The organism is Nocardia sp. NPDC058666 (assembly GCF_042714895.1).
Lineage (GTDB): Bacteria > Actinomycetota > Actinomycetes > Mycobacteriales > Mycobacteriaceae > Nocardia.
The window spans coordinates 95,769-108,310 of record NZ_JBHXRY010000004.1; the positions used below are offsets into that span (position 1 = coordinate 95,769).

Annotated in this window: 16 protein-coding genes; 3 read left to right on the forward strand and 13 right to left on the reverse strand. The window is 63.0% G+C overall.

The features are described 5' to 3' along the window. Positions 1 to 2: 2 nt before the first annotated feature. From ACFWVD_RS12065 to ACFWVD_RS12100, 8 genes are all read right to left on the reverse strand, one after another. Positions 3 to 914, reverse strand: a complete 912-nt coding sequence (locus tag ACFWVD_RS12065) for a LysR family transcriptional regulator (RefSeq protein WP_379242069.1) — start codon at positions 912 to 914, stop codon at positions 3 to 5. A gap of 103 nt (positions 915 to 1,017) precedes the next feature. Then, positions 1,018 to 1,689 carry an O-methyltransferase gene (locus ACFWVD_RS12070; protein WP_379242070.1) on the reverse strand — a complete coding sequence of 224 codons (672 nt, stop codon included), beginning with the start codon at positions 1,687 to 1,689 and terminating at the stop codon, positions 1,018 to 1,020. A gap of 39 nt (positions 1,690 to 1,728) precedes the next feature. Beyond that, complete coding sequence (locus tag ACFWVD_RS12075) at positions 1,729 to 2,709, reverse strand: hypothetical protein (RefSeq protein ID WP_379242071.1); 981 nt, start codon at positions 2,707 to 2,709, stop codon at positions 1,729 to 1,731. 2 nt (positions 2,710 to 2,711) lie between these two features. Then, on the reverse strand, positions 2,712 to 3,041 hold the full coding sequence (locus ACFWVD_RS12080) for a type VII secretion target (RefSeq protein ID WP_379242072.1): 330 nt from the start codon (positions 3,039 to 3,041) through the stop codon (positions 2,712 to 2,714). An 85-nt stretch (positions 3,042 to 3,126) separates the two neighbouring features. After that, the gene (locus tag ACFWVD_RS12085; protein WP_379242073.1) at positions 3,127 to 3,648 is read right to left on the reverse strand and encodes a YbaB/EbfC family nucleoid-associated protein; all 522 of its coding nucleotides are present in this window, start codon (positions 3,646 to 3,648) and stop codon (positions 3,127 to 3,129) included. 115 nt (positions 3,649 to 3,763) lie between these two features. Further along, positions 3,764 to 5,485, reverse strand: a complete 1,722-nt coding sequence (locus ACFWVD_RS12090) for an urease subunit alpha (RefSeq protein WP_379242074.1) — start codon at positions 5,483 to 5,485, stop codon at positions 3,764 to 3,766. A gap of 57 nt (positions 5,486 to 5,542) precedes the next feature. Continuing rightward, a complete protein-coding gene (locus ACFWVD_RS12095) occupies positions 5,543 to 5,854 on the reverse strand; it encodes an urease subunit beta (RefSeq protein ID WP_379242075.1) in 312 nt (103 codons plus the stop codon). Between the two features lie 9 nt (positions 5,855 to 5,863). Continuing rightward, positions 5,864 to 6,166, reverse strand: a complete 303-nt coding sequence (locus ACFWVD_RS12100) for an urease subunit gamma (protein WP_378557353.1) — start codon at positions 6,164 to 6,166, stop codon at positions 5,864 to 5,866. A gap of 190 nt (positions 6,167 to 6,356) precedes the next feature. Here ACFWVD_RS12100 and ACFWVD_RS12105 point away from each other — a divergent pair, with 190 nt between their 5' ends. Continuing rightward, positions 6,357 to 6,845, forward strand: a complete 489-nt coding sequence (locus ACFWVD_RS12105; RefSeq protein ID WP_379242076.1) for a hypothetical protein — start codon at positions 6,357 to 6,359, stop codon at positions 6,843 to 6,845. A gap of 67 nt (positions 6,846 to 6,912) precedes the next feature. Then, positions 6,913 to 7,485: an exonuclease domain-containing protein gene (locus tag ACFWVD_RS12110; protein ID WP_379242077.1), complete on the forward strand. Its 573-nt coding sequence runs from the start codon at positions 6,913 to 6,915 to the stop codon at positions 7,483 to 7,485. A 505-nt stretch (positions 7,486 to 7,990) separates the two neighbouring features. Here the strand turns inward: ACFWVD_RS12110 and ACFWVD_RS12115 are convergent. The 4 genes from ACFWVD_RS12115 to ACFWVD_RS12130 all read right to left on the reverse strand — a co-directional run bounded on the left by ACFWVD_RS12115 (position 7,991) and on the right by ACFWVD_RS12130 (position 10,031). After that, complete coding sequence (locus ACFWVD_RS12115; protein WP_379242078.1) at positions 7,991 to 8,194, reverse strand: hypothetical protein; 204 nt, start codon at positions 8,192 to 8,194, stop codon at positions 7,991 to 7,993. Positions 8,195 to 8,239: 45 nt separating this feature from the next. Further along, a complete protein-coding gene (locus tag ACFWVD_RS12120) occupies positions 8,240 to 8,482 on the reverse strand; it encodes a hypothetical protein (protein WP_379242079.1) in 243 nt (80 codons plus the stop codon). Between the two features lie 100 nt (positions 8,483 to 8,582). Then, positions 8,583 to 9,194 carry a pentapeptide repeat-containing protein gene (locus ACFWVD_RS12125; RefSeq protein ID WP_379242080.1) on the reverse strand — a complete coding sequence of 204 codons (612 nt, stop codon included), beginning with the start codon at positions 9,192 to 9,194 and terminating at the stop codon, positions 8,583 to 8,585. 285 nt (positions 9,195 to 9,479) lie between these two features. Then, positions 9,480 to 10,031 (reverse strand): hypothetical protein, encoded by a 552-nt coding sequence (locus ACFWVD_RS12130; protein WP_379242081.1) that lies wholly within the window; start codon positions 10,029 to 10,031, stop codon positions 9,480 to 9,482. Positions 10,032 to 11,090: 1,059 nt separating this feature from the next. Here ACFWVD_RS12130 and ACFWVD_RS12135 point away from each other — a divergent pair. Beyond that, positions 11,091 to 11,486 (forward strand): hypothetical protein, encoded by a 396-nt coding sequence (locus tag ACFWVD_RS12135; protein ID WP_379242082.1) that lies wholly within the window; start codon positions 11,091 to 11,093, stop codon positions 11,484 to 11,486. A 469-nt stretch (positions 11,487 to 11,955) separates the two neighbouring features. On the opposite strand, the gene ACFWVD_RS12140 is transcribed toward ACFWVD_RS12135, so the two are convergent. Continuing rightward, positions 11,956 to 12,384, reverse strand: coding sequence for a PaaI family thioesterase (locus tag ACFWVD_RS12140; RefSeq protein ID WP_379242083.1), 429 nt, complete (start codon positions 12,382 to 12,384; stop codon positions 11,956 to 11,958). Positions 12,385 to 12,542: the final 158 nt, after the last annotated feature.

The window sequence follows — 12,542 nt, forward strand, 5'->3', positions numbered from 1 at the left end:
CGTCACGCGGCGTCGGTGTGTGCGGTGTCGGCCAGGCAGTCCAAAAACCGGGCCACCGCCGGATTCTGTTCGTCGGCCCGCCACACCACATGCAGATCCAGGGTCGGGACCGGATCGACCAGTTTCACCGCCACCGGGTCGGTGTCCGACGACCCCATACCCGCCGACACCGCTCGGGGCAACGAGGCGAATCCGACCACTGGGCGCACCGAGACGATATGGGCGGTGGCGCCGGGATCGTCGGCAAGGTGGGTGATGTTCAACGAGATTCGCGTCTGCGCGGCCGAGCGCGCAATCGTGTCGTACATCGCCGGGCACTGATCGCGAGCGAACAGCACACAGTCCTGATCGCGCAGTTCCGCGAACGGCACGTGCGACCGGTGGGCCCAGCGGTGCTGTCGGCCGACGACGGCTACCAGCGGAATCCGTTGCAGCACACGGCGATACCGAAAATCGGCGGTACTGGGGTGACCGTAGACCATGGCCAGATCGAGGGATCCGTCGGCCAGTGCGGCCAGTTGCGGCCCGGTTCGCTTCTCCCACAACGACACCGAGATGCCGGGATGCCGGTCGGTCAGTTGGGCCAGCGCGTCGGGCAGCACGTGTTTGCTGGCGGGCAGGTTGTAGCCGATGTTCAGGCTGCCCGCGCGACCGGCGGCGGTCGCCTTCGCGGCCTCGGCTGCCCGGTCGAGTTGGGCGATGATCTGGCGGGCTTGCAGTTCGAACTCCCGGCCCGCCGGTGTCAGCCGAACTTCGTGCGAATTACGGGCCACCAGTTGGACTTCGAGGGATTTCTCCAGCTTCTGCAACTGGGCACTGAGGCTGGGCTGAGTGAGGTGCAGACGCTGTGCCGCGCGCCCGAAATGCAACTCTTCGGCGAGGGTGATGAACGAGACGAGGTGGCGGAATTCCATGGTGCGGCTCCTTCGACGACACCGCAACGCTATCGACGGCAGCTAACCCGCGATGAATCCCGACCGCCCGGCAGTGACCGTCCGCATTGCCGGGCGGTGAAAATCAGGAATTCGGGCCGTTGACCACGGCGTAGGCGAAGCCGTCCCAGCCCTTCGAACCGACGGTCTGGATGACGGTGGCGTCGAGGCTGGGTTCGGCGGCGAGCAGGTCGATCAGGTCGCGGCTGGCTCGGGCGTTCGGGTCTTCGGTGTGTTCGTCGGCGACCGTGCCCGCGCGGACCACGTTGTCGACGATGATCACCGAGCCGGGCTTGGTCAGGCGCAGGGCCCACTGGACGTAGTGGGAGTTGTTGACCTTGTCGGCGTCGATGAAGACCAGGTCGAAGGGTTCGGTCAGGTCTTCGGCGACACCGGGCAGGGTGTCCAGGGCCGCGCCGACAAGGATTTCTACGCGGTCGCCTACGCCGGCGCGGTCCAGGTTCTGTCGGGCGACCTTGGCGTGGCGGGGTTCGAATTCGAGGGTGACCACCAGGCCGCCGTCGCCGACCGCGCGGGCCAGCCATTCGGTGCTGTAGCCGCCGAGGGTGCCGATTTCCAGGACTCGGCGGGCTTTCGCGGTGCGCGCCAACAGGTTCAGCAGTTTGCCCTGGGGTGGGGAGACGTCGATGGCGGGCAGGCCCGCGTCGGCGTTGGCGGTCAGGGCGGGCACGCCTTCCTCGCCTACGAGGGTGGTGACGATGTAGTTGTCGACGTCGGCCCAATCGTTGGTCGTCATATTCGCAGTCTGCCACCGACCGCGAGTAGACACCGGCATCTACTTCGCGGTCTCGACCTCGGTCACGCCGCGAATGAGTGTGGCCGCGTTCAAGGCCATCGACTTCAACGACATCATCGCCTGGGAAAGCTCCAGAAGCAGAGTCCCGACCTTCGCGGTGGCGAACGAGATCTCGAACAGCGCGCGGGCGATCAGCGCGGGCGTGGCGGTGCCCGCGGACACCAGCAGAATCGCGGTCGCCTCGGCCAGCATCCCCGCCAGACTGCTCAGGATCTCGACGATGATCGTGCGCACGGTTTCCACGACCCGTTTCATGCCCTCGTTGCACTTGGCGAGCACGTCGGCGATCGCCGCCTTCTCGGCGATCCGGCCGGTGAGTTCGGTGGCCTTCTTCCGGTACGCCTCGGCAGCGCAGCCGGCCCAATCGCCGATGCCGGTGTCCAGCGCGCCCGCCCACGCTTGTGCGGTGGTCTGCAGGTGCGCGGCGATCTTGGCCCAGGAGTCGCTGTAGGCCTTGACCATGTCGGGGTTGCCGGAGATCGAATCCAGGGACTTGCGCATCGGTTCGACGTGTTCGAGCATCCAGCCCATCAGCTGCGTGCCCAGGAAGTTGAACGGATCGAATTTCGCCAGGGTGGAGGTGCCCTTGATCGCCTTGCCGAACATCGACGCCGCGTCGTACCAATCATGGCCTGTGCTGGCCGCTTTGGCGATGGCCTCGGTGCTGTCCAGGACCGAGCCGTTACCGGTGAGCGCCTTGTGCAGGCCGAGTCCGTTCTCCCAGGTGTCGCCGTGCAGCGTGCCTTTCATGATGCCGGCGTTGGGCTCGTCCCCACCTTGCGGAACACCGACATTGCTGAACAGGAAATTGCTTTCCTGGTAGTAGCTGTTGCGGTAGTCGACGCCGCCTTCGAGCAGGTCGTTCTGCGGGGCTTCGCCGTCGTCGAAGCTGCTCACCGTGCCGGGCAGGATCGTGTGCTGGTTGAGGAATCGGCCCGCCGCGTTGGGTCCGTCGGCCATGGTCAGGCCCTGCTGTCGATCTCGGCGGCGACGACCTTCAGCTCGCCCGCGCGGGTGGTGTCACACGATTCGAACGTGTCGGCGGCGGTGCGCAGTTTCTCGGGCATCTGCGCGGTCGACGTGTCGAGCAGGGCGAGGGTTTCGGTGATCTCGTCGTGCAGCGCGTTGAGGGTGGCCACCGCGTACGGCTTCAGTAGCAGGCCGTAACCGTCGTCGGCGTGGGCGAGGTAGTTCACCGCCTCGAGCGCGGTGGCCACCCCGCGGGCGACTTCGTCCACCGAGCAGGCCTGCGACCTGATCGCCTCGAGATTCACGTTCAACACACTGGTCACACCGAGATCCCTTCTCCGGCGAACTCGGTCGAGTCCGCAGTTCTCGATCTGGTTGAAGGCGCCCCTATTTCAGAAGGCGCGGTGCCTACTGCAGCCAGGATTTGCGCTGGTAGAACAGATCTTCTTCGGACGGCTCGTCGGGTGCCACGACCCGGTCGCGGTCGGGCTTGCGGGTGGGTGGGGCCGACGTGACCGGCGGCCACGGCTCGGCCGGCGGCATCGGCGCAGGCGTGCTCAGGGGCGCCTCGGGATCAGGGAATCGGTCGTTGTACTGGCCCACGATCGCCGCACCCGCCTCGTCGGTGCCGACCATGTCGTGCACCAGAACGGTCACCCGTTCGCGCAGCCGCGACTGCGCACGCCGCGTGCACGCCATCAACTCGGTCGCGACGGCCGCGGGGTCCATCCCGCGCACCGCAGGGGTCAGGGTGATCGCGGTAGTCGATCCGTCGGCGTCGACGGTCACGCTGATCCGCCCGTCGGCGGAGGTATCGGTGACACTGACCTGCGCCATCTGGCCGTGTAGCTGCTGGTATTTCTCCGCTTGACGTTCCAGATCTTGCGCCCACCGCGCCAGATCATCGGCGGCACTGGTCAAGTCGTCCACGCTGCGCTCCCCTCCCGCCGGTGCCCGGCTGTTGCCGACTAGGAGCGCCCCAAACCCGCCCCGCTCGGATCGCGCCGAGACTACCTCGAGCCTGCGACACGATCGCAGGGCCCCGTCAGAACAGGAAGTACCGCTGCGCCATCGGCAGTTCGGTGGCGGGCTCTTCGGCCCAGACTTCGCCGTCGATGCGCACGGTGAAGGTGTCGGGGTCGACTTCGATGTGTGGCATGGCGTCGTTGTGTGGCATGTCGGCCTTGGTGACGCGGCGAGCGTTCTTGACCGGCACCAACTTTCGACGCACGTTCAAGCGGTTGGCGAGGCCGTCGTCGATGGCCTGTTCGGAGACGAAATGCAGCGATGTCGCCGCGGCGGCGGGGGCGGCGGCACCGAACATCGGGCGCGGGAGCACCGGCTGCGGGGTGGGGATGGAGGCGTTGGCGTCGCCCATCGCGGCCCAGGCGATCATGCCGCCCTTGAGCACGGCGTGCGGACGCACGCCGAAGAACGCGGGTTCCCACAGCACCAGGTCGGCGAGTTTGCCGACTTCGATCGAGCCGATCTCGTCGTCGAGTCCGTGCGAAACCGCCGGGCAGATCGTGTATTTCGCGATGTAGCGCTGCACGCGGGCGTTGTCGGCCGCGCCGTCGCCGGGCAGGGCGCCGCGACGGCGCTTCATCACGTGCGCGGTCTGCCAGGTGCGCATCACCACTTCGCCGATGCGGCCCATCGCCTGCGAGTCCGAGCCGATCATGGAGATGGCGCCCAGGTCGTGCAGGAGGTCTTCGGCGGCGATGGTGGAGGGGCGGATGCGCGATTCGGCGAAGGCCAGGTCTTCGGGGATCGACGGGCTGAGGTGGTGGCAGACCATGAGCATGTCGAGGTGCTCGTCGAGGGTGTTCACGGTGTGCGGGCGGGTGGGGTTGGTGGAGCTGGGCAGCACGTTGAGATGTGAAGCGACAGTGATGATGTCGGGTGCGTGGCCGCCGCCCGCGCCTTCGGTGTGATAGGCGTGGATGCCGCGCCCGGCGATCGCGGCGAGGGTGTCTTCGACGAAACCGGCCTCGTTCAACGTGTCCGAGTGCAACGCCACCTGCACGCCCGCCGCGTCGGCGACGGTGAGGCAGGCGTCGATGGCGGCGGGGGTGGAGCCCCAGTCCTCGTGCAGCTTGAAACCCGATGCGCCGCCGCGCAATTGCTCCCACATGGATTCCTGGCTGACCGTGTTGCCCTTGCCCAGCAGCACGATGTTCATCGGCCAGTGGTCAAGGGATTCCAGCATCCGCGCCAGGTGCCAGGAGCCGGGGGTCACGGTGGTGGCCTTGGAACCTTCGGCGGGGCCGGTGCCGCCGCCGATCAGGGTGGTGATGCCGCCGCCCAGCGCTTCGTCCATGAGCTGCGGGCAGATGAAGTGCACGTGGCAGTCGATCGCGCCCGCGGTGAGAATGCGGCCGTTACCAGCGATGATCTCCGTGGACGGGCCCACCACCAGGTCTTTGTGCACGCCGGTCATCGTGTCGGGGTTGCCCGCCTTGCCGATGCCGCAGATGCGCCCGTCGCGGATGCCGACGTCGGCTTTGATGATGCCCCAGTGGTCGATGATGACCACGCCGGTGATGACCGTGTCGGGAGCGCCGTCGGCGCGGGTGGCGCGCGACTGCCCCATCGACTCGCGCAGCACCTTGCCGCCGCCGAACACCGCCTCCTCGCCCGCGAGTCCCGGTCCGCCGCTACGGTCTTCGGTGATCTCGATGAGCAAGTCGGTGTCGGCCAGGCGAATTCGGTCGCCGGTGGTCGGACCGAACAGTTCGGCGTAACGGGCGCGGCTCAGTTCGGTCATCGGTTCTCTCCCGGACGTCGCGGCGAAGCTGCTGCCGCGCAATGGTTTTCGTGTAACTCAGGCATCGAGATGCCCCGGCGGGTTCATGCTGATGCCGTAGACCTCACGGGTGCCGCCGATCGGAACCAGCGAAACTCGTTGCGGCAGGCCGGGTTCGAAGCGCACCGCGGTGCCGGCGGGGATGTCGAGCCGGTGGCCGTGCGCGGCCTGGCGATCGAATGCCAAGGCGGCGTTGGACTGTGGGAAGTGCACGTGACTGCCCACCTGCACGGGCCGGTCGCCGGTATTGACCACCTCGAGCTCGACACGCACCGCGCCGGCATTCAGTTCGATCGTGCCCTCGGCACACAAGTACTCACCGGGAATCATGGGCGTCGCCTATCCGATCGGGTGGTGCACGGTCACGAGCTTGGTGCCGTCGGGGAACGTCGCCTCGACCTGCACGTCATGGATCATCTCCGGCACGCCGTCCATCACGTCGTCGCGGGTGAGCACCGACCGCCCCGACGACATCAACTCCGCCACCGTCCGCCCGTCGCGCGCGCCCTCGAGCACGTGATCGCTGATCAACGCGATCGACTCGGGATGGTTCAACTTCAACCCCCGCGCTTGCCTGCGGCGTGCCAGTTCGGCCGCGTAACTCAACAGCAGCCGTTCCTGCTCGTGCGGCGACAAGCGCATACGTTCTCTCCTGTGCGGATCGTGGTCGGTGAGCGACATTCTGGCATGTCCCGCGAGGGCGCGGCGACCGCCGAGACCCTGACCGGGGACGACCCCGGCTCGGTTTACGCGATGTTAACGAAACGCCCGCTATCGGCGATAGCCAACCAACATTGCTGACAAATCCGTCACTGAAACCAGGTGATGTTCCATGGTCAGGCACCTCCTCGCCGCGGTGGCCGCGGCCGCGCTGCTGACGACCGGCATGGCGTGCGCGCCGTTCCGGACATCGGAACCCGAGTCGAATCAGCGGCCGACCACCTCCGTCAGTCGCACCAAAGCGGTGGTCATCGAACCCGACCAGGTGGGCGACGCGTTGCATCAACGGGTGCGCCCACCGGCACCGCCCTCCGCGCCCCTGGTTCTTCCGCCGCCCGCAGTGCCGCCCGAAGTGCGTCCCGAGCCCGCGCCTCCGGCCCCCGCGCCGATAGCCCCGGTGACCCGCACTCCGCACTTCGTTCCCCCACCCGCACCGGCACCGCCACCCCCGCCGCCTGAGCCCGAGCCCGAGCCTGAGCCGACGACGACCACTTCCCCACCGACAACAGAAACAACTACGCCCACAACCACTTCCACCTCACCGACAGAAACGACCGAGACGACGACACAGACCACACCCACCGAGGACTCGGACGAGTAAGACGACCTAACACCGACCCAACGAAACCCATTGGCGCCGAACCCGATTGCCGACGTACCGTCACCCCATGACCAACTGGACCGGCCTACTCAACGTGGTCGACGTCGAAGCGACCTGCTGGACCGGCGACCCACCTCCCGGCCAGACCAACGAGATCATCGAAATCGGCATCACCGTAGTCGATCTCGCCACCCGAACCCGGGTGAGCAAACACGGCATCATCGTGCGCCCGACCCGGTCCACGGTGAGCGATTTCTGCACCGAACTCACCACGCTCACCCAGGAGCAGGTCGACGCGGGCGTCGACTTCGCCGAGGCGTGCCGGCTGCTGACGACAGAATTCGCGGCAGGTGAGCGACCGTGGGCGAGTTGGGGTGACTACGACCGCAAGCAGTTTCGCGCCCAGTGCGCGGCCGGTGAGGTCGAATACCCCTTCAACCCCGAACACACCAACGCGAAGCAGGTGTTCGCCGAGTCCTACGGTCTGAAGCGTCGACCCGGCATGGACCGCGCGCTTCAGATCGCCGACATCCCCCTCGAGGGCACCCACCATCGCGGCGACGACGACGCCTGGAACATCGCCGCACTGATCGTCGACGTGCTCAACCGCGACGGCTGGCGGGTCACCACGGTCGACTGACGCGTAGTTCGCCCCCCGCCTACAGGGAACTCGTGGCCTGCCCGACGCTGTTCATGTTCGTCCACGTGATGCGAACCGCCGGATTCGAATGATCTAGCACATCGTATCGAACTCTTCCCCCGAATCGAGCGTCACCTTACATCCCCACCCTATCGGTTGCCAGACAACCATCATGCCATCCAAGTGCTGAATTTCCCCGAACTCGGCAGAGTATTCAACCGATGGTGTCCACTCGATATCTATGTAGCGATCCAACGCCAGCTCCAACAGGGCCCCACCCGGCTCGAACATCACACTCACATCGTGGGACTGAGCTCGAAGTCTCAGTTTCATTCAACACCCCTCGACAGTTTTCGCTTACCCCTTAGGAACAGCACCCTACCCCACGCCCCAATTCATCAATGACGGTGAGTTGCCCTTGACTTATGGAGCCCCCTACTTCTGGATGGTCGCGAAAAATATCATCGAAGAGGCAAGTGAGTTGAACTGGAAACAGGAAACTTCTTCAGGAGTTCAACTTCGGGTTCAGGGTGCAGCGGTCCTCGGTGATGGCCACACTGTCGGGCCCCCATTCGACGGTGAACAAGTTACCGTCGTCACTGCCGTCAGCGTCTCGCACCGGACTGATCACGACATCGCCAGCGGAAGGAACCACAAGCTCCAAGCCACCCGGCTCGAACTTGACCGTAAGCGCCTCACCTGCACTCATGAACCGAAATTTCATCCGGCAGCCTCACAATTCTCTCGGAGCATCCTAGGCACACAGGTCCATTCCCATGGAATCCTCGACATACAGCAGACACCAGTCTTGGCTGATAACGATTTCCTCGGACCACCGGTCCAGCGTCAACTCAGCATCCTCGGACCGTTCGTCGCGCAATGGCCATACCGAAATAGTGATGTAGTCACCCGCCGCGATGATATGTTCTTGGCCGGACGGCTCGAACCGTACGTGCAATTCCTGTTCATGCGCATATAGCTTGAAATTCGACTTCACAGAATCCCCCAAGTCTTGAACCATAGGTCACGTGTCCGTTTCGCGACCGTCTGACAAAATTCGTGCCGTTAATAGAGACTTCACCCCATTCGGGGCGACCTCATGGAGATTTCAATTCCAGAACAACAACATCCGGCGCGCCGTTACGATGAAACCATCGTCGCAGTTCTTCAGATCCGATAATCCTTGATTCCGTTACACCCACGTCAGCAGGTCCGTACACCGATCCTTGACCGCCAACCACTCTTGCGCCGCCGAGGCGACTCCCGATCATGTCGGTGCGCAGGTACCTACACCCATCGAGTCGCGCGTGCCGTAGATCGGCATCGGAGAGACTTGCTTGTCGAAGATCGGCTTCCGAGAGGTCAGCGCATCGTAGATCCGCCTCCTCCAGAACTGCGCTTCGCGCGTCAGCACCCCGAACCTTTGCCGCAACGGCAGTACACCCCCTTGCTTCGATCTTCCGTATATCGGCCCCATCCAGAATGGCCCGGTCAAGGTGGGCACCATGCATCCAGGATCGATATAGATCAGCGCCGACCAAACAGACGTCCGACAGATCGGCGCCCATCAGCCACGAATGGACCAGCGATAGCCCCGACAGATCGGCCCCCGAGAAATCGAGATAATCCCCGGCCAATGCGTTCTCCACTTCGGCAGAGACAGAAAAATTCTTAAATGCATGCTGGTCAAGATATTCTTTCAGTGCCACACACGCATCTGTCGACGCCGGCCACTTATTCACTCTGCTCATCGATCAGATTCCCTAGTACGCCACATCCATTCATATGATCGTATAGTACCACTCAGGAGACGTCAGTATCAGATTTCTCATATGCGTCTGAGCGTGGTCGACCGCAGCCCTCGACACGACCGGCTCATCCGTACGCCGGCCTGAGAGTAGGTCAGACTTACCCAGGCCTCCTTCGACAAGCTCCAGCACACTCATCAATTCGAGCGTTCAGCGACCAGAAGAATTCAGATGCGCGGTCGAATACTAATTGGATCCATCTATCGATTCCGCTAAACCATTGGCGAGCAGTACGCCCGATTCTGCATCTTTCATGCACATTATACGACTGATTGAAGCAGCATCATGCAGATCGGTGAGACTGTAAACAGCCGGTTCTGTACTGACCGACAGCCGACACAAATCTTCATCCACCGTCACTCGATGATCTAATCCGAGTTCGTTCAGCGCCCCTTTGACAGACATCAAGCCGAGATGAACGCGAACTAGATCCACCGCGTACATGACAATGTAGCGACTCGCGACTTCTGCGCGCGAAAATTTCGGTCCGGCAACTTCCAAAAACTGTCGATCATTCACCGCCACCGTCCTGAACAGGTCATCTCCGAACTGCATTCCGTAGTTCAACCCGGGAACCCCCGAAGCATCTGCGCCGATATTTTCGACAAAAAGCACCCCATCCCGGTTCATACATGGGTGAATGCTATTTTCTATGCCTAGATCGAGCAATATCAGGTGCCATTTTCGGAGATGGTCTGCCGTGTAGCGAAAGACGCGGAAATCATACTTTTCGTACATATGTTGACATTACCACTGCGACGCCGGGCCACGTTGTCGTCCGCTAACTCGAGACCCGCCGGTGCTGGAGACAGGGATTTCGACATATTTCGGTCACCGGAGGCCTGCCACTCCATCCCGGCCGTGCCGGGTCTTGATACCCGAACGACATTTTTACATCTTTCGTCTATCGAGCTAGTATTCGGACATGCAGCACACGTGAACGACACCCCCTTCCGCCAAAAGGCAATACGCGCCCACGCCGATCACGCGAAACAGAGCACCTGGAGAATGATGTCAAATCGGTGGAGAATTTTCCTGATAGTAGCCACAGCAACATTCCTGGGTATCGCGATATTGGTAGTGTTCATAAAACGCCCGGAAGCGGTTCCCTTCACATTTTCTCCAACTGCGGTGTCATTTATCTCGGATCAACACGGCTGGGTGGTCGGCGAACAAGTCCCATGCAGTGACGCACGGGGCTGCCCGCGGATACAACGTACTGAAGATGGTGGGCGAAGTTGGCAAAATATATCGACGTCAGGTCTACCGAGCGGAGCGCAAAACGTCACCTTTTATGACTCGCTGAACGGTGTACTCGCGCTACCGAACGAGAATACTATATGGGCGACCTCCGACGGTGGTGCGAGCTGGCAGCGAGATGCCGTACCAACCGTCGGTGAGGAAATCGGCAAGCTTTACATGATCGGCGATTCAAGAGCGTCCGACGTACGACCATCCTTTCTGAGACTCGCCATGGACGGCAAAGTCGATCTCTACACAAAAGGCGTAACCGATTCCTTCTGGCGTTCAACCTCCTCGGTTTCGTTGTGGTCTACCGGAAATGATCAGTACGCACAGCTACTGACAGCAAGTTACGGAACTTCAACGTGGGCTTGGGCTTCGCATCAAAGCCCTCCCCGCGGCGGCGACCTCGCATCCGCCAGGCGGGGTGCCCGTGTTGTCGACGGAGAGCTGGTCAAATGGTCCCCGCCCTGTACCGACGACGGCGAAAGACCCACGTCCGCTATCGCTGCATCAGATCGCGCTCTCTTCGTTGTATGCGCACGCAGTAACGATATGAGCTCATACATCGTTGGATCAGCCGACGGCGGCGAGACTTTTACCCATATTCACGAAGTCGGTGAAACACAGTTGGATCTGCTGGCCGGATTCAGTGCGGACAGGATTTCTTCTGGACAGTCGGGTTCGCTGTACTACTCGACGACAGGCCCGGTAGATTGGAAGCGATCTGATTCACAATGGGATCCCGTTGCCAATCCCGCGATTCGTCGGCTCACCGGGTCGCCAGGAGCTGTAACGGTCAGCTTTGGCGTGCTACTTATGCACGAGAATCCCAATACTGAATCACTGCGGCCACGCATATACTCAGTATCCAGCGCAGTTGCGACCTACGATGCCGGCGAGTCTTGGCAAAAGTTCGAGTTTGCGACGCCAGCCATTTATCCAGGCTGATGCCCGCCAGTATCTATACCGAGAAGGCCAGGATCACGGAGGCGACGACTGCCGCCAACTCGAAGAAGGTCAAAATTTACTCAGGAGTTCGACTTCGGATTCGGGGAGCAGCGGACCTCGGTGATGACCACGCCGTCCTGCCCCCATTCGACGGTGAACACGTTGTCGGCGTCACTGGCGCCAGAGGGTCACCGGCCTGATCACCACATCGCCGGGGCAGAGACCACAAACTCGAGCGTCAGTTCGGCATCATCGGACCACTCATCACACAATGGCCATGCCGAAATAGTGATGTAGTCACCCGCCACGATGGTACGTTCGGATGGCTCGAACCGGTTCGCGACCGTCTGCAAAAGTTCGCGTTGTAGGCAGCCGGGCTCGAAGCGAATAGTGAAATCGACGCGACAAGCCCTCGAGGCCTGCCGATGGCGATCCCGTGTGGCCGTTCCCGTCCTTGCCTTAGTCCTCCTCAGACGGCGAGGTTCTGGAGGCGGACCTGGCCTCGGGCGACAGTGCGACCTTCGGCGTCGGTGACGACGACGACCCAGAGTTGCTGGCTGCGGCCGCGGTGGATGGGGGTGGCCTCGGCGGTGAGCAGGCCTTCGCGGACGGCGCGCAGGAAATCGGTGTTGTTGTTGACGCCGACGACCTGGCCGCGGTCGCCGAACCACACGCCGCCGCCCACGCTGGCGAGGGTTTCGATGACGGTGCAGTACACGCCGCCGTTCTGGATGCCCGCGGGCTGGAACAGTTGGGGGTGGACGTCCCATTCGCCGCGCACCCGGTCGGGGGTGATCTCGGTGAAGCGCAGGCCGATGAGGTCGGTGAAGGTGCCTTCGCCGATCTTGTTCATCAGCTCGGGGGTGAGATCGGCCATGGACTGGGACGTTTCGCTCATACCGTCCGGTTTACACCATCAGATCCGGCGCGCTTCGGCCGGGAAGACGTAGCGGGGGGGGTCAGCCTGGGAAGGGGGGACCCCCCCGCCAGGGGAGGGGGGTTGCCCCCACCCCCCGGAACACCCGCCCCCCCCCCCCCCAAAACCCAAAGCAGGCC